This window comes from Comamonas sp. E6, from assembly GCF_001010305.1.
GTDB lineage: Bacteria > Pseudomonadota > Gammaproteobacteria > Burkholderiales > Burkholderiaceae_C > Comamonas > Comamonas thiooxydans.
This window is the reverse complement of sequence record NZ_BBXH01000027.1, coordinates 70,479-92,295: the sequence shown is the minus strand read 5'-3', so window position 1 is coordinate 92,295 and position 21,817 is coordinate 70,479. Positions and strand designations below refer to the sequence as shown.

General features: G+C 57.8%; 21 protein-coding genes. 10 read left to right on the top strand and 11 right to left on the bottom strand.

Annotation, left to right across the window (positions count from 1 at the left end):
- Nucleotides 1–103: 103 nt before the first annotated feature.
- From CSE6_RS22010 to CSE6_RS21970, 9 genes are all read right to left on the bottom strand, one after another.
- Entirely contained in the window at nucleotides 104–1,168 is a 1,065-nt protein-coding gene (locus CSE6_RS22010; protein WP_370545726.1) for an NAD(P)/FAD-dependent oxidoreductase, read from the bottom strand.
- A 130-nt stretch (nucleotides 1,169–1,298) separates the two neighbouring features.
- Complete coding sequence (locus CSE6_RS22005) at nucleotides 1,299–1,871, bottom strand: lipocalin family protein (RefSeq protein ID WP_370545725.1); 573 nt, start codon at nucleotides 1,869–1,871, stop codon at nucleotides 1,299–1,301.
- Between the two features lie 87 nt (nucleotides 1,872–1,958).
- Nucleotides 1,959–2,747, bottom strand: a complete 789-nt coding sequence (locus CSE6_RS22000) for an SDR family NAD(P)-dependent oxidoreductase (protein WP_059441488.1) — start codon at nucleotides 2,745–2,747, stop codon at nucleotides 1,959–1,961.
- Between the two features lie 5 nt (nucleotides 2,748–2,752).
- Nucleotides 2,753–3,313: a DUF3833 domain-containing protein gene (locus tag CSE6_RS21995; protein WP_012838017.1), complete on the bottom strand. Its 561-nt coding sequence runs from the start codon at nucleotides 3,311–3,313 to the stop codon at nucleotides 2,753–2,755.
- Entirely contained in the window at nucleotides 3,310–4,602 is a 1,293-nt protein-coding gene (locus CSE6_RS21990; protein WP_034408400.1) for an MFS transporter, read from the bottom strand. The genes CSE6_RS21995 and CSE6_RS21990 overlap by 4 nt, the downstream gene beginning before the upstream one ends.
- 13 nt (nucleotides 4,603–4,615) lie before the next feature.
- Nucleotides 4,616–5,185 (bottom strand): chalcone isomerase family protein, encoded by a 570-nt coding sequence (locus CSE6_RS21985; protein WP_174447123.1) that lies wholly within the window; start codon nucleotides 5,183–5,185, stop codon nucleotides 4,616–4,618.
- Nucleotides 5,178–6,449 (bottom strand): cyclopropane-fatty-acyl-phospholipid synthase family protein, encoded by a 1,272-nt coding sequence (locus tag CSE6_RS21980; RefSeq protein ID WP_045840211.1) that lies wholly within the window; start codon nucleotides 6,447–6,449, stop codon nucleotides 5,178–5,180. Before CSE6_RS21980 ends, CSE6_RS21985 begins: the two co-directional genes overlap by 8 nt.
- Entirely contained in the window at nucleotides 6,446–7,198 is a 753-nt protein-coding gene (locus tag CSE6_RS21975; RefSeq protein WP_012838021.1) for a DUF1365 domain-containing protein, read from the bottom strand. Before CSE6_RS21975 ends, CSE6_RS21980 begins: the two co-directional genes overlap by 4 nt.
- A complete protein-coding gene (locus CSE6_RS21970) occupies nucleotides 7,195–8,544 on the bottom strand; it encodes an NAD(P)/FAD-dependent oxidoreductase (RefSeq protein ID WP_045840212.1) in 1,350 nt (449 codons plus the stop codon). Before CSE6_RS21970 ends, CSE6_RS21975 begins: the two co-directional genes overlap by 4 nt.
- Nucleotides 8,545–8,689: 145 nt before the next feature.
- On the opposite strand from CSE6_RS21970, the gene CSE6_RS21965 reads away from it, so the two are divergent.
- The gene (locus CSE6_RS21965; protein WP_034408419.1) at nucleotides 8,690–9,325 is read left to right on the top strand and encodes a TetR/AcrR family transcriptional regulator; all 636 of its coding nucleotides are present in this window, start codon (nucleotides 8,690–8,692) and stop codon (nucleotides 9,323–9,325) included.
- Nucleotides 9,326–9,428: 103 nt separating this feature from the next.
- Here CSE6_RS21965 and CSE6_RS21960 read toward each other — a convergent pair whose 3' ends face one another.
- Nucleotides 9,429–9,926 carry a nuclear transport factor 2 family protein gene (locus CSE6_RS21960; RefSeq protein WP_012838024.1) on the bottom strand — a complete coding sequence of 166 codons (498 nt, stop codon included), beginning with the start codon at nucleotides 9,924–9,926 and terminating at the stop codon, nucleotides 9,429–9,431.
- A 926-nt stretch (nucleotides 9,927–10,852) separates the two neighbouring features.
- Here CSE6_RS21960 and CSE6_RS21955 point away from each other — a divergent pair.
- The 9 genes from CSE6_RS21955 (at nucleotide 10,853) to CSE6_RS21915 (ending at nucleotide 21,149) form a co-directional block, all read left to right on the top strand.
- Nucleotides 10,853–11,740, top strand: a complete 888-nt coding sequence (locus CSE6_RS21955; protein ID WP_238585768.1) for a LysR family transcriptional regulator — start codon at nucleotides 10,853–10,855, stop codon at nucleotides 11,738–11,740.
- Nucleotides 11,741–11,859: 119 nt separating this feature from the next.
- A complete protein-coding gene (locus CSE6_RS21950) occupies nucleotides 11,860–12,852 on the top strand; it encodes a tripartite tricarboxylate transporter substrate binding protein (protein ID WP_059441487.1) in 993 nt (330 codons plus the stop codon).
- Nucleotides 12,853–12,938: 86 nt separating this feature from the next.
- Nucleotides 12,939–13,625 carry an RraA family protein gene (locus CSE6_RS21945; protein WP_193751159.1) on the top strand — a complete coding sequence of 229 codons (687 nt, stop codon included), beginning with the start codon at nucleotides 12,939–12,941 and terminating at the stop codon, nucleotides 13,623–13,625.
- Nucleotides 13,622–14,548: an NAD(P)-dependent oxidoreductase gene (locus tag CSE6_RS21940; RefSeq protein WP_059441486.1), complete on the top strand. Its 927-nt coding sequence runs from the start codon at nucleotides 13,622–13,624 to the stop codon at nucleotides 14,546–14,548. Before CSE6_RS21945 ends, CSE6_RS21940 begins: the two co-directional genes overlap by 4 nt.
- A 9-nt stretch (nucleotides 14,549–14,557) precedes the next feature.
- Entirely contained in the window at nucleotides 14,558–15,619 is a 1,062-nt protein-coding gene (locus tag CSE6_RS21935; RefSeq protein WP_034407456.1) for a cyclase family protein, read from the top strand.
- Nucleotides 15,620–15,714: 95 nt separating this feature from the next.
- Nucleotides 15,715–16,680: a tripartite tricarboxylate transporter substrate binding protein gene (locus CSE6_RS21930; protein ID WP_370545724.1), complete on the top strand. Its 966-nt coding sequence runs from the start codon at nucleotides 15,715–15,717 to the stop codon at nucleotides 16,678–16,680.
- Nucleotides 16,681–17,395: 715 nt separating this feature from the next.
- The gene (locus CSE6_RS21925) at nucleotides 17,396–19,342 is read left to right on the top strand and encodes a methyl-accepting chemotaxis protein (RefSeq protein WP_082085693.1); all 1,947 of its coding nucleotides are present in this window, start codon (nucleotides 17,396–17,398) and stop codon (nucleotides 19,340–19,342) included.
- A 575-nt stretch (nucleotides 19,343–19,917) separates the two neighbouring features.
- Nucleotides 19,918–20,541, top strand: coding sequence for a glutathione S-transferase family protein (locus CSE6_RS21920; protein ID WP_034408410.1), 624 nt, complete (start codon nucleotides 19,918–19,920; stop codon nucleotides 20,539–20,541).
- Between the two features lie 173 nt (nucleotides 20,542–20,714).
- Nucleotides 20,715–21,149, top strand: coding sequence for an FMN-dependent NADH-azoreductase (locus CSE6_RS21915; protein ID WP_370545723.1), 435 nt, complete (start codon nucleotides 20,715–20,717; stop codon nucleotides 21,147–21,149).
- 306 nt (nucleotides 21,150–21,455) lie between these two features.
- On the opposite strand, the gene CSE6_RS21910 is transcribed toward CSE6_RS21915, so the two are convergent.
- Nucleotides 21,456–21,746: a hypothetical protein gene (locus CSE6_RS21910; protein WP_055477413.1), complete on the bottom strand. Its 291-nt coding sequence runs from the start codon at nucleotides 21,744–21,746 to the stop codon at nucleotides 21,456–21,458.
- Nucleotides 21,747–21,817: the final 71 nt, after the last annotated feature.

Sequence of the window (21,817 nt, the reverse complement as noted above, 5' to 3'; positions counted from 1 at the left end):
CTATTCCCACATCTGGGCCCACTTTTTGCGTCAGGCAAACGGGTACCCCCAGCACGGGCAGGGCTTAGTTGGCAGTGTGGTGCATAGTGCGCTTCCAGTAAGTTTATCCGGCATGGGCGAGCAGTGCCATATGGACATGGCGGGCCAAGCTGATGCCGCTGAGCCAGGCGCCTTCCACGGTGCCGTTGTGCAGCCAGTCACCGCACATCCCCAAACTGGCAGCCGCGTCCCACCAGGAGCCCATGTTCAGCGGGTTGGCCGTGTCGGCATAGCGCCAGCGGTGGGCCGTCGCCTGCACGCTGGCCGGATCGGGGCCGCCCAGTTTCGCAAAGGCCTTTAACAGGACAGTTGTTACCGAGGCTGCGTCGTCTTCCACATGTGCCTCGCTCCATCTGCCGCTGGCGTGCAACAGCCAGGTTTCGGGGCCGATGCGCCCGGGCTTGCTGCTGTCGCGCGCAATCCAGTGCAGGGGGCTGTGCTCGACCAAGCAGCCGTCCACCGGCAGTGGCACCGGCTGGGCGCAGCGCACCATAACCGACCAGCAGGCGCGCATCCGGGTATTGTTTGACAGAGTGGTGGCTTCAGAAGACACGCCAGCCAGCAACTGCGCGGCCTGCGGTGCGGGCACAGCCAGCAGTAAGGTTTGGTAGCGCAGGGACTCGATGCCGTGCTCGAGGCTGCGCAGCAGCCAGCCATCGCCCGTATCGGCCTGCAATGGCTCGATGGTGGATTGCCATTGAAAGCGTACCGGGTTGGGACTATCCGTCATGCAGCGCACCGAATGTGCAGCAAGCGAGGTCATGCGCGGAGTGCCGACAAAGCGCTGCCCGGCGCTGGTTTGAAGCATGAAGCTTTGCCCATCGTAGCTGCCGATGCGGGCGGACCATGAAGCTACAGCCCCGGCTTGTTCCCACGTTGCTACCTGAGCGCGGAAATCCGCATCGTGCGCCGTGAAGTACTGGGCGCCATGATCGCACTGCCAGTTCGCATCGCTATCGCTGCGGCGACGCGTGCTCATGCGCCCCGAAGGACCACGGCTTTTGTCAAACACATGCACCTGGTGCCCGGCATGGGCCAAGAACTGTGCACCGCTGAGCCCTGCCGTACCGGCGCCAATGATGGCAATGCAGTGGGCGGTGCTGCCCGCTGTAGGGTGAGAAGTCATCATTTCAATGGAGTGTCTGGCTGAGGTTGACTATCTGTGACTGGCACGAATGAGTCGGCTCACTGCGATGCAAAAGGCCGCGGTGCGAACTTCAAAGTCGTTTGAAAATGCTTGTACCTGGCGGCAATGGGCGCTATTGGGGCACCCGGATTACACGACTGAGATCTACGCCGAGACTTTGAGCCTTTAGCAGCAGCAAATGAAGTTGCTCCTCTGGGATGGACTTCTGGCGCGACAGCAGCCAAAAGTAATCCAGGCTACCGCCTATGACCAGAGAGGTCTGGTATTCGTCGTCTAGGCTGACAACGTTATAGCCGCCGTAAAACGGGCCAAAAAACGAGACTTTCAGTGCCGCTACATTGGAGGGTCCTAAAAATTGGGCTTTCCCCTCGGCTTCGCGCCATTCCTGCTTGCGTGCGTCAAATCCTCGATTCAGCACGGAAATGCTGCCATCCGCGTTGAGCTGATAACGTGCTGCCACTTGGATCAGATTTTTCTCAAAGTGGTGATCAATGCGGGCCAGCTCATACCAAGTTCCAAGATAGCGGTTGATATCGAAATGGCTCACCGGATCCACCCCACGAGGTACAGATACGGCGCAGCCCAATAAAGCCAGCTGGGTCCCTACAAAGACGGCCGCTAGCGCTGTAGCGCGCATGAAAGAGCTTCTTGAAATATGCATAAAGCTGAAGTAAACAGAGACCACGGCAGGCTCTGCTGTACGAGATTCAGGCTGAATGGCAACAGTGCATCGGCGTATGCGCACTTGAATTGCAGACGGCTGCGGGTGAGATCACATTCCGGTGACACGACGTACCGCCGAGAAATACCAGCTGTCGGGCAGGCAGCGCATGAGCTTTACCCAGCGGGTGAAGCGACGGGGAAAGTTCATTTCAAAATGCCCAAGCTTCCAGCCGCGCAAGATATGCTGAGCCGCTTCTTCAGAGCTGATGAGGGCTGGCATCTTGAAGCTGTTTTGTGCCGTTAACGGGGTATCGACAAAACCGGGGTTGATGATGGAGACGCCCAAGCCCCGAGGGTGCAGATCCAGATAGAGGTTCTCTGCCAAGTTGTTGAGTGCGGCTTTGGTGGGGCCATAGGCCAGCGACATGGGTAGTCCCCGGTAACCGGCTACACTGCCGACCAGAGCCAGGTGACCACGTCCTGCGTCCAACAGCATCGGTATGACAGCGTCCAGCAGTTGCAGGGCACCGACATAGTTGACCGCCAGATGCTGCTTCATCTCAAGCAGGTCGAAGGCTGTCGCGCGTTGCGGTCTGTACCTGCCTGCGCAATACAGTACCAGATCCAACGCCCCTGCATAAGCTTTCACCGTCGCAGTGGCCTCAGCCATGGTCTCGGGCTGGGTGACATCCAGCGGCAGGACCAGAAAGCCGCTGCGGCCAAGGGTCAAGGAATGCAGGGCAACTGCATCTCTGGCCGATACGATGACCCGAGCGCCTTGCGCATGTAGGGCCTCTGAGGTGGCTCGCCCTATGCCTGAAGAAGCGCCGACTATCCAGGCACATTTCCCTTGCCAGTGGGACAGCGGCGGATTGAGCCTTGCGTGCAGCAGCGACATCGCACTTACTCCTTGATGAAGGACAGAGTCACATCGCCCAGGTGAACACCGAATTTGCTCATGACAGCACGGTTGAGCATGGTCCGCGAATCCATCAGATACATCCAGTCATCCATACTCACGTTCCAGACCTTGCCGTTCACTGGCAGGGCCAGCACATAGTTCCAACGGAAGGCGTTGCCAGCCGTCTGGCCCTGAGCCTGCCCCACCACGTCGTCTGCGTTTCCGCTATAGCGGCCATCACCCAGATACTTCAGGTGCCAGATGCGTTGCTGCGTGCTGCCGTCGCTGTAGACAAAGTGCTCGTCGAGCACACCTTCGTCGCCGTTCCATTTGCCTGTCATGCGCACGGTGAAGCGCTTGACAACTTTTCCGGATCTGTCCGTGAACAAGCCGTGAGCGGTCAATGGTCCGTTGAAGTATTGACGCAGATCCAGTTCTGGGCGCTCCTGGGCATATTCCTGCACAGACGGACCCGCGCAGCCGGCCAGCATTCCCATAAACGTCAGTCCTATTGCGGCGCGGCGCCAAGGCAGGAATGAGAAAGTACTTGTCATGGATTTCATTTCAGTCTCCAAGATTGGTGCAGGCGCTCGCCACGCCACAGGCAAGCCCAGGCCATCAGTTTGAACAGGCAGGGAAGGCCTCCATATGCCCATGCCAGTGCCTGCAAGCCGGCAGGGTCGGTCGTGCCGCTGCGGTATCCCATTGCGGCAAGAAGCGGCAGGCACAGTCCAGCTGCCAATGCCAGATTGAGCTTGGCAGCACAGGCCCACCAACCTAGATAGCGTCCCTCTGCAGAGCCTCCTTGGCCAGACTCGTGGATGACGCCGGTCAGTAAAGCCCCAGGCAGCGCCAGATCTGCCCCGAGGGCCAATCCGCTTGTCAGACAGATGATGGTGAAGATCCAGCTGTCGCCGGCCCCGAGCCAGGGGGTGATGGAAAATGCGACCACGCTCGCCAGCATGCCGGCGCGCCAACTGGGCGCCAGCCCCCAGCGCGAGACAGCCTTCACCCACAGTGGCAATCCCGCAGCGGCGGCACCGAAATAGCACAATAGAAGTAGTGGCTGCAGATCCGGCGCATGCAAGCGATCCATCACGAAGAACGGCAGCAGTGTGGCGGGTATTGCTGCTGCCACGCCGTTGAGCATGAATACAGATAGCAATCTGCGAAAACTTGCGTCCGCCCATGGTGAGGGCATAGCAGGCTTGGTGTGCAGTTGCACGGTGGACGCCGGTATCGCACTGGACCGTTGCAGGCTATGCAGCCCTAGCAAGCCCAGGACAAGCGCCATCATGAGCACCAGGCTGGTGGAATCAAAACCCAGCCAGGTAGGCAGCACGCTAGCCAGCAGCACGCCAGCGAGGGTGGCGCCTTCGCGCCAGGCCGTCACGCGCGCGCGCCAGTCGGGCTCGCCGCCCCAGCGCGTGCCCCAGGCCTGGTGCAAGATGCTCACGGCGCTATAGGCCAGAGTGCAGAGCAGCAGGCTGGCAGCCAGCCAGCCCAGTAGACCAGCCTGGCTGGCGTTTGGAGGATGCCACAGCGCAGCGAAGCCCAATGCCATGAGCACGCTGCCCAGCACCGCGGCCAGCCATGCGGCACGCAGCCCGCTCTCCAGCAGGCGATCGGCCATGCGTCCCAGGGCTGGGTCGAGCACCGCGTCCAGAGCGCGGGTGGCAAGCAGTACCGCCCCCAGGCCAGCCAAGGGCACCCCGGCGGCCACTGCATAGTGATGAGGCAGGTTGACATACAGCGGCAGCGACACAAATGCCAGCGGCACCCCGAGACCTCCATAAGCGAGCCCCACACGCCAGGGCAGCGGCTTGGATGGAGCTGAGCTGGGGGAGGGCATGGTCTTTGTCTCCTCAGCGCTTGCCCAGCAGCGCAGCGCGTAGGCCAGGCGCCGAAGTCTGATCAGACAGCCAGATGCCAAAAAACAGGCGCGCGTACTCTGCATCCTGCAGGCGTGCGGTTTCGCGTCCATTGTGGAAAAAGCTCACATCGCCGGCTCCGTCAGTCAAGCCCAGCAGTCGATCCTGCGCAGCGACATCAGGAAAGGCCTGCTTCATCATCAGCAGCCACTGGCGTGCCTGTGCTTCGGAGAAGCTGCCCACGCGCCGCATCTCGGCCACCGATCGCTCGGCGATGGCCTCACCCTCCAGCTTGCGGTCATAGACCAGCTCCAACGCGAACGGCTGGCGTGCATAGTCCGTCGGCTCGAAGTCCGCCTGCGCCCAGAGACGGGCCTCGTAGACCCGCAGGCCAAAAAAGCGCAGCACGCCGCTTCCGATCAGGCGCGCCGAGGGCAGGGTGGAGCGCAGCTCCGCAGGGGCGGCAGGCGTAGCTGCCAAGAGGTTGTTGGTCATTAGAGTCATAGTGGGAGCAAGAAGGCTGACGCTCCAGACCAGGGCTTGGCGCCGTCGAATGTCATGCATGGTCAGGCCTGCGCAAAGTGAACTGGACCACATCGGTGTTGCCCGTATCAAAGGCCGCTTCGCAATAGGCCAGGTAAAACCTCCAAATGCGCACAAAGCGCTCATCGAAGCCCAGGCTTCGCACCTCATCAAGGCGCTGCTCAAAGGCGTGACGCCAGCGTCTGAGCGTTTCGGCATAGTCCTTGCCAAAGCGCATCTTCTTTTCCACCGTCAGGCCGGCGCGTTGGGCCTCTTGCTCGAAGGCCGTAACGCTCGGTAACAGACCGCCTGGGAAAATGAACTGCTGGATGAAGTCGGTGGAGTGCAGATAGCGCGCAAACAGGTCTTCGCGCAGGGTGATGGATTGCAGGCAAGCGTAGCCGCCGGGCTTGAGGCAGTCGCGTAACGCCTGGAAATAAGTACGCCAGTATTCATGCCCGACAGCCTCGAACATCTCGATGGACACAATGGCATCAAAGGGCTGTGTTGCATGTTCAGCCGCCAGATCCCGGTAATCCTGGTAACGCAGGTCGACCTGTGCCTGCAAGCCTGCTTGTGTGATGCGCTGCATGCCCCACTGCAGCTGCTCGCGCGACAAGGTGACGCCGGTCACCTGCGCGCCAAATTGCGTGGCGGCCGTCTCTGCCAGCGCCCCCCAGCCACAGCCGATTTCCAGCAGGCGCTGACCAGGCTGGAGTCCTGTCTCACTCAAGGCACGTCTTATTTTGGAGCGCTGTGCCTGCTCCAGGTCGGTCGCTTGCAAGGGCGTACCGCTGAGCCCTTCGAACCAGGCAGAGCTGTAGCTCATGGTGGGATCCAGCCACAGCCGATAAAAATCGTTACCCAGGTCATAGTGGGCATGAATGTTTTTGGCGCTGCCCGCCCGCGTATTGCGGCGAAGCAGGTGGCGCAGCCTGAAGCCCAGGCGACCCCACCAGTGGCCGTACACCAGTTGCTCCAGGTGATCGCGATTGCTGATGCAAAGACGCAACAGGGCACTGAGGTCAGAGCTGTCCCATTGGCCCTCGATATAGCCCTCGGCCAGCCCGATATCGCCCGAGCTCAGGATGCGGTCCAAAGCTTCCCAGTGCTGGATTGCACAGCGTGCATCTGCTTCCGCTGTGATCTGCTTCGGGAAATGGCGCACTCGTCCATCAGGCAATTGCAAATCCAGTTGGCCGTGCGGCAAATGCTCCAACAGCTTCATGACGCGACTGGCGCTGCGTGGCAGGGAGCGCGTTGAACCGGCGGACTTGCTCAGTAGGGGGACAGTGGTCGTGTTCATCGTGTTACAAAGCGCTTGGGCGCAGGTGGTTTGCGATGGAAAGGAAGCCGCTTCGCCCAAAGGCGGAGTGCCTGCCAGTGGATGCGGAAGATGACTCCGAGTGTCATCAGCGGCGTGCCGAAGAAAGCCTGGCGCACTGTGGAGGTGTTCAAGGGATGCAGTGTCCCTTCGACGCCCGTGCGCAGCAGCGGCCCTGTCTCGTCGTAGAGATCCACGAGCGCCAGATTGGTGCTTTCACTGCGTTTGAAGCGGAAGCGATACTCTCCCTGGGTCTCGCAAAATGGTGAGACATGAAAGCACTTGTGCGCCACATGCTCGCAATCCCAGGCGAGCTGAGGTCCTGCGAGAAGATAGGCATGACGCTCACCAAAGGTGTTGTTGACCTCGGCCAGGATTGCTGCCAGCGTGCCATCTGCTCGGTGTGCGTACCAGAAACTCACCGGCTTGAAGGCATAGCCCAGCACGCGGGGAAAGGTATGCAGCCAGATTTCTCCATCTGCATCCCGGATACCTTCTTCCTGCAACAGCTTTTCGAACCAGGCCAAAGAGTCGCAGCTGCCGTCGCCATGATCGCTGTCATGAAAGCTGAGCCAGCCGCGCCGATTGCGCCGCAGCACTGCAACCGGATGCTCACGCAGGCTTCGCATGGGAAGCAGTAGAAAATATCCGGGGTAACGGAATGCATGCTCGACTGGCCGAAGCCGGCGATGCCAGATATGGCCAAAGCCAATCAGAGGAGGAACGCTCATAGAGCTTCCTCCAAGATGGCCCCTGGGAGCACTGGTTGCTGTGTGTGGCTCAGAGAGTGGAGCACTCCATCGGCAGCTTCGAGACCTGAGCGTAAGCCATCTTCATGAAACCCATAGCCACACCAAGCGCCACAAAACCAAGTATTGCGCCTACCTTGTAACTCACCAACACGCTGTTGTGCAAAGATCGCAGCCTGGTCGAAAACAGGGTGGCTGTACTGAATACGCGCATGAACTTTGTTGTCGGCAACTGGTCGAGTCGGATTCAGTGAAACCAGTACGGGTTGCTGCCAAGGCAGGGGCTGTAAACGGTTGATCAGATAGTGCAGACAGACACCGGCATTCTCTGCGCTGAGGGAGGGTGCACGTTCATAGTTCCAGGCCGCCCAGGCTGCCTGGCGTTGCGGCAGCACGGCTGTATCGGTATGCAGAACTGCTTCATTGGGCTGGTATCGAATTCCACCTAGCACTGCACGCTCCAACGGTGTCGCATCTTGACCCAGCAAACGCAACGCCTGGTCACTGTGGCAGGCCAAAACAACCGCATCAAAATGCTCCGACCCATGGGGCATCTGCAGCATGACCCCATGCATATCGCGCTTCAAACTCAGCACTGGGGTATCCAATCTGGTTTCATGGCGACCATCCTGCTTAATTCGGGCAATCACGCGACGCACGTATTGCTGAGAACCGCCGCGCACGGTGTACCACTGAGGCCGATGTGTGACCTGGATCAGACCATGGTTGTGGCAAAAGCGAATCAAGGTGGCGACGGGAAAGCGCAGCATCTGATCCGTAGGGCAGGACCAGATGCATCCAATCATGGGCAGCAGATAGTCGCTGCGAAACGCTTTACCGAAGCCATGCTGGTCCAGAAAGTCCTCTATTGACGTATTGAGCTGTGCCTCGATCTGGCGTTCTGCGATATCTGTGGTCAGGCGGTTGAAGCGCAAGATCTCGAGCAGCATGCCGATAAAGCGGGGACGCAGCAGATTTCTGCGTTGAGCGAAAACTCCTCCTAAGGAGCTTCCGCTCCACTCAAGTCCGCACCTGCCATCGACGCTGGGAACTTGAACTGAAAAAGACATCTCGGAAGGTGCCGTTTCCACATTGAGTTCACTAAACAGCTGCGTGAGCATGGGGTAGGTACGATGATTGAATACTAGGAATCCTGTATCTACGCCATGGCTTACATCATCAAGGCAGAGCTCTAACGTGTTGGCATGTCCGCCGAAATGGCTGGTCGCTTCGATTAAGCAAACGCCGTGCGATGCTTGGGTGGTAGCCAGACGAAATGCGGCGGCCAGACCGGATATACCCGAACCGATAACAGCTATACGAGGCATGAAAGCTCCTTGAAGTATTGGGTGAACACTCAAGAAAACCGAAAAGATCAAATCTTGAACTGCTTAGTTCACACTATAAACCTTAAGTTTCAAATTTGCACTACCTGGTGTGCAAGATGATCTTGTGCGTCCTAAAATGTTGGCTATGAACGCTCGGTCAACAATCAAAGAACAAATTCAACGTGTACGGGAAGAGGCTGTCGTGGCGGCGGTGAACCGCCTTTTGGCGACTAAGGGCTACGACGCGATGACGGTGGATGAGGTCGCTGCTGAAGCAGGAGTCGCCAAGGCCAGTCTGTACAAGTTGTTTACTTCCAAAGAAGAGCTAGCCGGCGCAGCGATGGTCGGCGTGCTGGATCGTGCTTTGAGTTTTGTGGATGGCTTGCGCCGAGAGGCCGAGCAGGTAGCCGAATCCGGTCAGAGCACTCCTGCGCTGGATCAGCTCAAAGCAGTCGTGCGGTGGGCTATGCAAACGCAACTGGAAGGACAAATGCCCTCACTTCCGGCGCAAAATTCGAGTCTCAGCGCCTCATTGCAATCGAACGACGAGTACATGGATCGACTCATTGCGTTGAGCAATAGGCTCAGTACGTGGATTACCGAAGCCCAGACAGGTGGTCATTTGCAATTGCGACTACCCGCTGAACTAGTACTCTACACTCTGTTCGCGCGCGCCTGCGATCCGGTCGTTGCATTGCTCAAGGAGTCAGGCCAATACACGCATGACCAGATCATCGACTGGGTAACAAGCACGACTTTCGATGGTTTGGCCGTGAGATAGCGCTGCTCTCTCTTTGCTTTAGGGTTCGGAAGATTCGGACGATATTGATGGTGGGAAAGCCATCTCTTGCCATCGTGGCAAAGATCGCCTCTAACGCCAATTGCTAGGATGCAGAGCCATTCGTGTGTACTGACTTTGCAGGCGCCGAAACCCTACGGCGCAACCAGCGCATCAAGACCCCAAGCAACGGCAATTTCTCGTACAACTCTTCTGCGGTGTCCCAGTAATCACGGTGGTGTGTTACGCGGCCTTCGCAATCGAAGCAAACAGAAGAAGCGCCGCGAATGCACTGCTCAACCTCGGATCGCCAGTGACCCAGCCGAAAACGGAACTCCCATTCCAGAAATGCGCGATGGCCTTGCACCAGAGTCTGGGTAACTACAAAGTGTGGCTCCTGCAACGAGGAAAACATGTGTTCAAAAATGCTGGCGATCGCTGCCACCCCACGAACTTCGTTGAAGGGATCTTTGAAGTAGGCATCCACCGCATAGTACGCGTCAAGCCGTTGTAGATGTTCTCCTGTCAGCCCTTCGTAGAACTCGACAAGCCTCTGAACAGCAACCCGACTGTCGTGGTTGCACGAAAATTTGTCCACATTCATTGACTACTACCTGATGGTAAGCGCGTTATTAGGACAAGGCGAGCATAGAACACAGGCTTTAGGAAGCAGGCTTAACTTGCAACTCCCAAATAATAGTAGTTGCTCTGGTATGGCTAGGAGACTTTACTTGTGCTCTACCGGGACTCATTTAGGACTGAGTTTTCCCTAGGCGGATTTGCCGCCTGGGGCGAAGCCAGCTAGATGAAGAGGAGGATTCTTCCATCTTACCGGCCTGTGGACATAGAGGTCCACATTGTTGAGTTAGTAGTTGTGAGTGTTAGAAGTCGCTGCACGAACATCGAATTTCGTGAGCTCTAAGGAGGGATCGCGGTAGCGTTAGCGTTAGTCGTTCGAACACTCAATCTAGAGTCTGTGGTCGACTCATGCGTATTCCTGTTGAATTGACCGCCTGTGCGGTTGTGGCTGACCGGTCTACTGGTCGTGACCGACTGAGTTCGGCCAGAAGCAGACAACCGCAGTGCATCTACGAACTACAGCTAGGCTGAACTGAGCCATTCACGCCCCTGTGCCTGTGAGGCGCCGGAATCACCAAAACCAGCCGCTGAGCGCCGTTTGGCTTGATCGGCGCCTCCACCCTCAGGATCAGTCACTCGATCGTTTGGTTCGCCGTGTACCCAAACGGTGGCGCTCCGAAAGACTCGAGTCGACCAACAGAACCATTCCGTTGAGCAACATGGTCTCCGAAACTCCGACGCTCAACGACCAAGAATCAACGCTGTCCTTTTTCCGAACACTACGCCCGCCTTGGTTAGGTGATATCGCCGGCAACTATCTACGCCGCTAAACTTTCAATGGGCGTCGCGGCAAGTGGTTCGCCTCTTGTCGTTACCGGCATTGCTAGTCTGCGCACGACGATGCCACTGAACATAGATTGAACTAAAGGGATTCACGTGGACTTGCGGGATTTGAAGTACTTTGAAGTCATTGCTGAACTTGAGCACATGGGCAGAGCTGCCGAGCGCTTGCACAAGACTCAACCAGCTCTTACGAGTTGCGTTCGACGTCTGGAGGATGCGTGCGGGGCCACGCTGTTAGAAAAGGCCGGCCGAGGAATTCGGTTGACTACAGCGGGGCATACGCTATTGAAGTGGGCTCAACGGACTCGGTTTGACATCGAGAGCGCTCACCGCGAAATTGGAGACATTGGTCAGGGAGTATCGGGTCACGTCAAACTCGGAATTGTCCCTACTGCGGCGCAGTTTCTGTTGCCGCCCGCAGCACGGGACTTGCTTGCAGAAGCACCTGGTGTGACGATACAAACGACGGTCGCACTTGGCGACGTCCTTGCCCCGCTGCTGCGTAGCGGAGACATTGATCTTCTTGTCGGCACAGATGCCCCCAGCGAACCGGGACTCACTTCGCGTTTGTTGGCTGAAGACCAGCTTGTTGTGGCCGCGATTTCGAGTCATGAGTTGTTCTCGAGGCCTCGGGTAACACTGAGTGACCTCACAGACTACAAATGGGTATTGCAGCCGCAAGGTGCACCCATCCGCGATTGGTTGGACCAAACGTTCGACCGACACCATCTGCCACGCCCGATCGTCCAGGTAGAAAGCACGATGTTGCTGATGCTGCCCACGCTGATCGCTGAAACAGGCTTGCTGAGCTTCATCTCCCGATTGCACCTCCAGGAGGGCAGTTCTGGTGCAGGGCTGCGTGAAGTAAAGGTACGTGGTGCAACCATGCGCCGTCGGATGGTCGTCACTTACCGAGACAGCGGCTATGTTTCCCCAGCGGCTCAGCGACTGATCGCCTTGTTGGCCAAGCACGCCAGACTGCCAGTCGCCCAATAGGCAAAGTTAAATTTATAGGTTTGAAAAAAAGTTCGATTGGACGAATAGGAGAGTGAAGCGAATACTTGAGTCTTATAGAGGTGCGACTTTGACGCATCCGATCTTTAGGAGACATCAAGATGAATTCGTTCCGCAGCGTTCGCGCTTTTGGGGCCGCCGTAATCGGCGTCGGCCTGCTCGCTAGCCTCACCCCTGCCATCTCTTCCGCCGAGACGTACCCGGCACGCTCAATCAAGATCATCGTTCCATTTCCAGCCGGTGGTGGTCCCGACATGATTGCACGGGAAGTCGCGACGACCGTCACGAGTCAGCAAGGCTGGACCATCATCATCGACAACAAGCCTGGTTCAGGCGGAAACATCGGGATGGATGCGGCTGCCAAGGCGGCACCCGATGGATATACGCTGGTAATGGGGCAGACGTCGAACATGGCCATCAACCCATCGCTCTACGCCAAGCTGCCCTACAACCCGCAAAAAGACCTTGCCCCAGTCGGATTGGTCGCCAGTGCCCCCTTGGTCATTGCAGTTGCAAGCAACTCGCCCTACAAGACACTTTCTGACTTGTTGAATGCAGCCAAGGCTGATCCTGAAGGCATTAACTACGCGAGCTCAGGAAGCGGAACAGTTGCTCATTTGGCGACCGAGCAGCTCCAGCGCATTGCCAATGTCAAGTTGACACATGTTCCCTACAAGGGGGCTGCACAGGGCGCGACGGACCTGATTGGTGGACAGATTCAGATGTACATCTCGTCGGTTGTGACGCTCAGCGGCCACATCAAGAACGGAAAAATGCGAGCGCTTGCCGTGACGTCTGCCAAGCGTTCCGCCGACCTGCCTAACGTTCCTACCGTCGCGGAATCAGGCTTCAAGGGATTTGAGGCAGTGACTTGGTTCGGCCTCGCTGCGCCGGCTGGCGTATCCAAAGACAAATTGAGCAAGCTCAACGCTGCATTCAACAGGGCGCTCGAGACCCCTGACGTAAGAAAACGACTCACGGAGCAAGGCGCAGATGTTCTGGGTGGAACCCCTGAGCAGTTCGCTAGCTTAGTACGCGACGAAACAGGCCGCTGGGCCAAGGTCGTCAAAGAGTCCGGCGCCAAGGCCAACTGACTCCCTCCTTTTTCCTCCGGTAATGGCTACGCATCTGCCGTTTGCGGGGGAACGCCTGCCTTCTCACTTTTCTTGGAATTTGAATAATGAATAACGTACCTGACATCATCCGCGACTTCGACCGCGTGCCTTTGAACATCGTTCAGGAGGCATCACAGTTCCAGCCTGCCATCTTGGCTGATGTAGCCGGTCGGCGAGGTGCAATGCACGGTCGCATCAAGGCCTTGCGCCCCAACATGAAGCTGGCGGGAACAGCCTTTACAGTGGAAGTGCGCCCTGGCGACAACCTCATGATTCACGCAGCCATGGCAATGGCGAAGCCCGGCGATGTGCTTGTCATAGATGGCAAGGGGGACCAAACGTCCGCTTTGATGGGCACCATCATGATGACTGCCTGCAAACAGCTCGGAATCGCAGGTGTGGTCATTGATGGCGCTGCTCGCGACAGCCTGGAGATTGAGGAGATGGACTTCCCCGTCTTCTCCGTGGGAACCAATCCGAATGGACCGACCAAGATGGTTCCAGGTCGCATTGGCTGTCCTGTGTCCGTTGGTGGCGTCATGGTTCACCCTGGCGACTTCGTTATCGGTGACGCGGATGGGGTTGTGGTTGTCGAGCGCGAAAAAATTGAAGGGCTGCTTCCCGCTGCTGCAAAAAAGGTCAAAGACGAAGCGGCACGCATTGAGGCTATCAAGGGCGGAGACACGAACGCTAAGTGGTTGACATCGGCGCTGCGTGCAGCCGGCGTGCTCAAGGAAGGGGAAAGCCTGTGAGTACCATTGTCATTACGGCCGATGCAATTGCTCCCAGTGCCGTCGCGCTTCTCAAGGACTACGACCTGGTCTACACCGGCAAGACACCGACACCCGACGACATCGTCGCTCTGTGCAAACGCCACAATCCCGTCGCCATGGTCGTGCGATACGGCAAGGTGGGGGCTGCTGCAATGGACGCAGCTCCGGCCCTGCGGGTTATCTCCAAGCATGGCTCGGGAACCGACAACATCGACAAATTGGCTGCAAAGGAGCGGGGAATTGAAGTCGTCGCCGCAGTGGGTGCCAATGCGAATGCCGTTGCGGAGCATGCGTTTGCTCTGCTGCTAGCCTGCGCGAAGGCTATTCCTGCCGTTGATGCCCGGATGCATGCCGGACATTGGGAGAAAGCCACGCATTCGAGTGTCGAACTGTCCGGTCGCACGGTAGGCGTAGTGGGGTTGGGTGCCATCGGCCGTCGTTTCGCACGGATGGCAGAAGGTTTCGGAATGAACGTCGTCGCTTTCGACCCTTATGCTAAGGATGTACCCGACTACGTGACGCTCGTTGACTTGGAAGAATTGCTCAGCAGGTCCGACGCAATCTCGTTGCATTGCCCGCTCACCCAAGACAACGAAGGAATGCTGAATGCGACGACCCTCGAACGGTGCAAGAGAGGGGTCATCGTAGTCAACACCGCACGCGGCGGTCTGATTGACGAGCAGGCGCTCATGGATGCGGTCATTGGTGGACAGGTTCGTGCAGCAGGCCTCGATAGTTTTGCCGTGGAGCCCATGGCGCCAGGTCATCCGTTTCAATCCCAAAAGGGGTTCGTACTGAGCCCTCATGTGGGTTCGGTGACGTCGGATGCTTACATCAACATGGGCGAGTCGGCCGCCAGGAACGCACTTGCTGTTCTGGCGGGACATTTTCAAGCAGCGTAAGGACACTCCATGCAACGATGGAAGCATGCCCCGGACAGAAGCAACTGGGGCGAATTCGGAGCAGATGACCAACGCGGGCGCATGAATCTGGTTGACAGCAATAAAGTTCTCCAGGGAGTCGCCGAAGTCAGGTTCGGAAAGACCTTCTGCTTGTCGTTGCCCTTGGACGTGCCTGGTGGAATGACGATGAATCCCCGCCGCATGCCTGCGAAGACGTTCTCGACCCTTCGCGACGGCAAGAGCGCTGGCGCACAGGGGTTTTGCTGGTCTTACCTAGACGAGGACGAGACGCTAACGGATGTTGTTTGTGACGAAGTGCTTGTCATGAATACCCAATACTCGACTCAATGGGATAGCCTCGCGCACATGGGAAGCCGCTTCGACGCAGATGGCGATGGTCACCCCGAAGCTGTTTTCTACAACGGATTTCGCGCTGGCGTGGACATCTTTTCTTCTGCGGAAGACAAAAATGCTCCAACCGAATGGATGCGCTTTCCATCGCCTCGTGCGCAGGCACTGGGTATCGAGAACCTGGCAGAGCACGGTGTTCAGGGGCGTGGAGTGATGATCGACCTCGAGCATCACATTGGGCGTCGCCGTGAGGCCGTCGGCTATGACCGGCTGATGCGCATCCTTGAATCCGACCAAGTGGAAATTGAAGCGGGAGACATGGTGTGCATCCATACTGGATTCGCAGACACCTTGCTCGCAATGAATCGTCACCCCAATCTCAAGCAGCTCCACGAGACAGGTAGCGGCTTGGATGGCAACGACTCCAAGCTGCTCAATTGGATAGTTGATGTGCGCCTTGCGTGCTTGCTTGCTGACAACCCCGCCGTTGAGTTGGTCGTACCCCGACTGATGCAGCCAGCGCCGATCCGTGGTCCACGACTGCCACTGCATGAGCATTGCCTCTTCAAGAACGGAATACATCTCGGAGAGTTATGGCATCTCACACCGCTCGCGACATGGCTACGTCAGCATGGCCGCTCCCGTTTCCTTTTGACGGCTCCCCCCTTACGCCTGCCTGGTGCGGTGGGCTCACCAGCCACCCCCATCGCGACTGTGTAGTTAATTGAATTGCTGCCGAGTTTTTGCTCGGCCGCTGAGACGATATTGGGGATGCCTGTTGTCGCGACCGGTCCCCTTTTTCTATGGAGACAAAAATGAAACAGTGGATGAAGCCCGTCTTGGTAACAGCCAGCATGGTGATTGGGATGAGCGCAGCGCATGCGCAATGGCCCGACAAGCCTATCAAGTTGGTGGTCCCGTATCCGGCAGGGGGCGCAGCAGACAACACAGCTCGCATCATGGCTCAGCATCTTGGGGAGAGACTGAAGCAGCAAATCATTGTCGACAATCGTCCTGGCGCAAGTGGCACGATTGGAGCTGCCTATGTTGCAAAAGCGCCTGCTGACGGTTACACCCTTCTTTTGGATGCCACTTCATACGCGGTCAATCCGAGCCTGTTTCCAAAGCTTAGCTACGACCCTGCCAAAGATTTCGCGCCAGTCTCGCTCATCATGCAGGTCCCTCTCCTCATGCTAGTGCCAGCCAACTCTCCATATACCAGCGTCGCTAGCTTTGTGAAGGCAGCGAAGGAGAAGCCGGGAAAAATTACATTCGCATCTGCTGGAACCGGTGGCGCGCAGCATCTGGCAGCAGAACTGTTCGCTCAAAATGAGAAGATTTCGATGACACACATCCCTTACAAGGGCGGTGCACCGGCACTGACGGACCTGATAGGCGGTCAAGTCGACCTTATGTTCAGCGCTACCACTGCGAGCGGTACCTTCGTGAAGAGCGGCAAGCTCAAACCTTTGGCCATTACTTCGTCAAAACGACTTGACGGCTTTCCACAGGTTCCGACCGTTGCCGAGAGCGGCGTCAAGGGATTCGAGGTGAACGAATGGAATGGCCTCTTCGCACCCGCTGACACGCCTAAGCCCATCTTGGCCCGCCTTGAGGAAGAAACCCGCATCGTTGTTGCCAGCCCTGCGGTAGCAAGCCGCTTTGCCGAACTGGGTGTCCAAGGTGCTGGGTCCAGTTCGAAGGACTTTGCTGCCTTCGTAAAGTCTGAGACTGCGAAGTGGTCTAGTGTTATCAAGGCCGGAAGCATCAAGGTTGACTAACCAAGCATCGAACGTGAAGCAGCGAAATTCGCCTTAACGAACTTCAGGTGGGAGTTCCACAGTGAGTTGACAAGGCTAGTTCATAAGCTGTAGTGGCGTACTTCGTTCTGCACGTAGGGCCGATGTCGGCACCCGGTTTGAATCCTGTCGTTGGGCCGCCACCAGTCCTGGAGCTCGAATGACCGCTATGTAGCAGTGACGAATAGGTCACGAGGCAGCCAGGGGCAACAGCAATCGCTGCGCGGCAGGCATCTGCTGACGAAATCCGAACGATAGCAAAGGGTCGATAGCACCACTTCAGTACGCGCATTAGCAGTCACTTGGTGCTCATCAGACTCCGGCAACAGCATCAAGGTGCAGAGCAGAATTTCTCTACAGCTTTGGCGCAATGGCTGCATTGAGCAACAGCAGCCATGCGTGAACGACGGCAACTTGCCTGACGCCAGCACCGGTCTTTGAAGGTCGCCTGTCCTGAACGGCTGCCTCACAAGAGTCTTCTTGTGGGCAGCAGCCAGTTCGACTTGCTACCACTCAATCCTGGCGGTCCGCCTCTTGTCGTCAGTGCATGCCTATGAGTGACGTGACTGATAACGCAGCAGCCAAGAGATCAATTGAAAGGTCTTAGGGAAATTTCCTCCCTCGCGAAGAAATTCTCATTACCTGAATCAAGGTACATTGACTTCCCACAAATTATTACGCTTTGTGGAATGTTTTCATGTTAAATAGCCTGCGTGCACGCCTGATCGGTATCTGTGTAGCCATCACCACACTCTCACTGCTTGCCTTGGCGCTCTCCACCTTTTTCTCGGTGCGTAGCAGTACCGAGCGCTCGCTCGACGAGCGCATAAGCCAGCTCACGAAGCTGCATGCCAATGATCTGGCCGAGTGGGTGCGAGACAAGCAGCGCATCACCAGCTCGCTGCAGCAGGCAGTAGGTAAGCAGGAGCCCGTGCCCTTTTTATTGGCGGCCAAGCAGGCCGGCAATTTCGACGATACCTATTTCGTCTACGCCAGCGGTGCCCATGTGTTCTCCCACCCCATGCCAGAGAACTATGTCGGTACGGAGCGCCCCTGGTACAAGCAGGCCGTGCAGGCAGGCAAGCCCAGTGTGACACCTCCCTACATTGATGCCAGCACCGGCAAGCTGACGATCAGCTTCGTCGAGCCCGTAGGGCCGGCCGGCCAGTACGCCGCCGTGGTTGGCACGGACATGCATCTGGATACTGTGACGCGCAAGGTGAACTCCATCCACGCCACGGGCAAGAGCTTTGCCTTCCTGCTGGACGGGCAGTCCAACATCCTGGCCTATGCCAAGGCGGAACTGGTCATGAAGCCCTCCACCGGCATCGCGCCGCAGCTTGATGGCGGGCTGCTGCAGAAACTGGCCCAGGACGGTGGCAGTGCCGAAGTGGACGTGAATGGCGCAACGCAGCTGGTCTATGCGTCCCGGGTGGAGGGCACGCCCTGGTTGCTGGGCGTGGCCGTGGACAAGACCGAGGCTACTGCCGCCGCACGCCAGTTGCTGCAGATGGAGATGCTGATCGCGGCGCTTTGTGTGGTGGTGGCCGTGGCGCTGCTGTCGGCCAGCGTGAACCGCCTACTGCGCCGTCTCTTAGTCGTGCGCGATGCATTGGAGGATATTGCCTCGGGTGAAGGCGATCTAACGCGGCGCCTGGATACCGCGGGCAAGGACGAACTGACCCAGATCGCCACGGCATTCAATCATTTCACTGACAAGATCGCTGCCGTGTTGCTGCGCATCCGCCAATCCTCGGAGTCAGTGCGGATTGCCACCAGCGAGATCGCCAGCGGCAACCAAGACCTGTCCTCGCGCACCGAGCAGCAGGCCAGCTCGCTCGAAGAGACCGCTGCGGCTATGGAGCAGCTCACTGCCACTGTTCAGCAGAACGCGGCCAGCGCGCGCCAAGCCAGCGAGCTGGCGAGCAATGCCTCCGAAGTGGCCACACAAGGCGGCGCCGTGGTGGACCAGGTGGTGCAGACTATGGGCGGCATCGAGGCCTCGGCGCGCCGTATCGTGGACATCATCCAGGTCATCGACTCCATCGCCTTCCAGACCAACATCCTGGCGCTGAATGCGGCTGTGGAGGCCGCGCGCGCCGGCGAGCAGGGCCGCGGCTTTGCCGTGGTGGCGTCCGAGGTGCGCCAATTGGCGCAGCGTTCGGCCGAGGCCGCTAAGGAAATCAAGACGTTGATCGATGATTCCGTGAGCCAAGTCAGCACGGGCAGTCGCCTGGTGAATGCGGCGGGCACCACCATGCGGGAGGTGGTGGACAGTGTCAACCGCGTCACGGCCATCGTGGCCGAGATCAGCAATGCCAGCCAGGAGCAAAGCCGGGGCATTGCCGAGGTCGGCAGCGCCGTTACTCAGATGGACCAGAGCACGCAGCAGAACGCCGCGCTGGTGGAACAGGCCACAGCAGCGGCGCAGTCGTTGCAGCAGCAGGCGCACCAGTTGGCCGAAGTGGTGGCAGCCTTCAAGCTACAGGCCCACGATGCGAGCGAAGGCAGTGGTCTGTTGGCCGGTTCCGCGGTTGGCTCGCATCGCTTGATGTCCCCCGGAACCTCCCTACAGGCACAGACTAAAAACACGGTCGCTTCCCAAGGCCTCGAGAAGGATGAGGAGATCCTCTCTCAAATTTGATTGCTGATACGGCCGTCATCCGGCCCACTCGTGCATTTCATGGACATCAGGGAGCGTCCTGGAGAACGCTTGATCGGCTAGCGCCGTGAGTCGTCGGTACGGCACAATCAGCAGCCTCGACCTCAAAGCTATCCCTGCCAAGATTAGTAACAAGGAAGCGATGCTCCCCAGGGGGGCATCGTTTTTTATGGCCTAGCCTATGACAGGCGTGACCTCGTCACGCTCATGACCTTGACTGCTGATGGCTCGATGCAGCCATCAGCCGCAGCAATCGCTCCATACCAGGCATCGGTCGTCGAAGCTTAGATGACGGCAAATGGCCGTGAACAGTCCTTGGACGAAGGCTCCTACCGGCCAGAAGCAGACAGCTGCAGTGCGCCTCCGATCAACAGCTTCGGGTAGAGCAGCGACTGCAAGAATCTGCCAGAAGCCATCGCCCAGATTTAACCCAAAGCCTAAGTGCTGCTTAAATGCGGCGAGACGTGGATGATTTTCTAACTGGCCGGCTCGCTTTGTACGATCAATGCCCGCATAGATTCACCTGAAAGCGTCACTCGGCAGAAGAAAGGCATGAAATGTTGCGCGTGTTGGGCAAGGCATCGTCAATCAATGTACGCAAGGTACTCTGGGCCTGCGCCGAAATGGACATACCTTTTGAGCGAGAGGATTGGGGGTCAGGCTTCAAGTCGACCCATACGGTTGAATTCATGGCGCTCAATCCCAATGCCATGGTGCCGGTCATCCAGGATGGCGATTTTGTTTTATGGGAGTCGAACACCATCATTCGCTATCTGGCCAACCGCTATAGCGGCGCTGAGATTTACCCGCTCGATGCGCTGGCGAGGGCGCGAGTTGACCAATGGATGGACTGGCAGGCAACGGATCTCAACAAGTCCTGGAGCTATGCCTTCATGTCATTGGTTAGGCACTCTCCCGAGCACCAGGACAGCCATGCGCTGGCAACCGGCTGCCGGGAATGGTCGAAGCATATGGGGATCCTGGATCGGCAACTGGATTCGACCGGTGCCTACGTTTGCGGCGAGGCGTTCTCTCTTGCGGACATACCTGTTGGACTGTCAGTAAACCGGTGGTTTGAAACACCGCTGGCGCACCCGGACTATCCGGCGGTACGGGACTATTACGAGCGCTTAAGCCGTAGGCCGAGTTATCGTCTGTATGGCAGAAATGGAATGCCCTGAGAGGCTGGCTAACGGCCAGAAGTGGTCACTCAGTGCACAGTTGGCGCTTCGTCCTGCAAGACTAATGACGACCTTAGCTGCAGAGGTCACACGCGGTCTTACCTAGCGACGATTCTTTCAACGACGACTTTGAGGTTTTCAAGCACTTCCTCAAGTGGCTGGCCCATCTGTACGTGCACGATAGCGCCATCCACGGGCAGCGAAAGCGACTGGCCTGCAGAGACAGTGTGGTCGCCGAACAGCTCATCGCCGAACTCAAGTCCAGCGACCTACTGCTGATCGGCGCTCCCATGTACAACCTGAACGTGCCGACAGCACTGAAGAACTGGTTCGATCTGGTGGCCCGCGCCCGCGAGACCTTCCGCTACACAGAAACCTATCCGATGGGTCTGGTGGAAGGCGTCAGTGCCGTAGTCTTCAGCTCGCGCGGCGGCATTCACCTGGGGCAGATGACCGACGCTGTCACGCCCTATCTGCGCTCGGTGCTCGGCCTCATGGGCATCAACGAGGTGGAATTCGTCTACGCGGAAGGCATGGACATCCGCCCGCATGGCGTAGAACAAGGCATGGCCAACGCCCATGCGCAGATCACCGAACTTACGGCCTGAGCGAAATCCTCAACACCAACGCAAACAAAAAGCACTCCATCGGAGTGCTTTTTCACAGCAACGTGCGATAGTCACCCGACGCTACACAGCAGGCGTAGACAAGCAAAGCTCAAACGACAGCAACGGGTCGCATGCTGCCGCTGTTCAGCTCAAGCATGCGGTCACCTCCAAGCGGAATGGAGGACAACGATCGCCAGCACCCGTAGCCTAGAGATTTCCACCCAGAAGTGACCCACTAGCCCCCGGCGGGTCAGTTTTGCGTGGAAATTAACATCGCAAAGTCGTTTCGCATTGGCTATATGTGTGTCAGGCGCAAGCCCCGAAAGCCTCTTCCCAGGAAGGGGATGCACAACATCCTCGCACCAGCGTGTCCTTGTAAAGGGCGTTGGCGGTTTGGAGACTCACCCCCACTTCCCTAGCACATCGGATGATGAGGCTAGGCTCAATTTCATTGAAGAAAAAGGCAAGAATTGCATTTGCTTCTAGGTTTGACGCCGACAGTCTCCCATGCCTGAACGATGCGGCAACATCCTCCTCACTGACGATCTTGCCGTAGGGGACATTCATATGGTTTGCGATTAGCGAGGCTGCGCTCATATAGATCGACTCCTATCTACCACCGATTTTAACGACATTCGAATCGCCCCGGCCTTGACTGTCACCTCCAT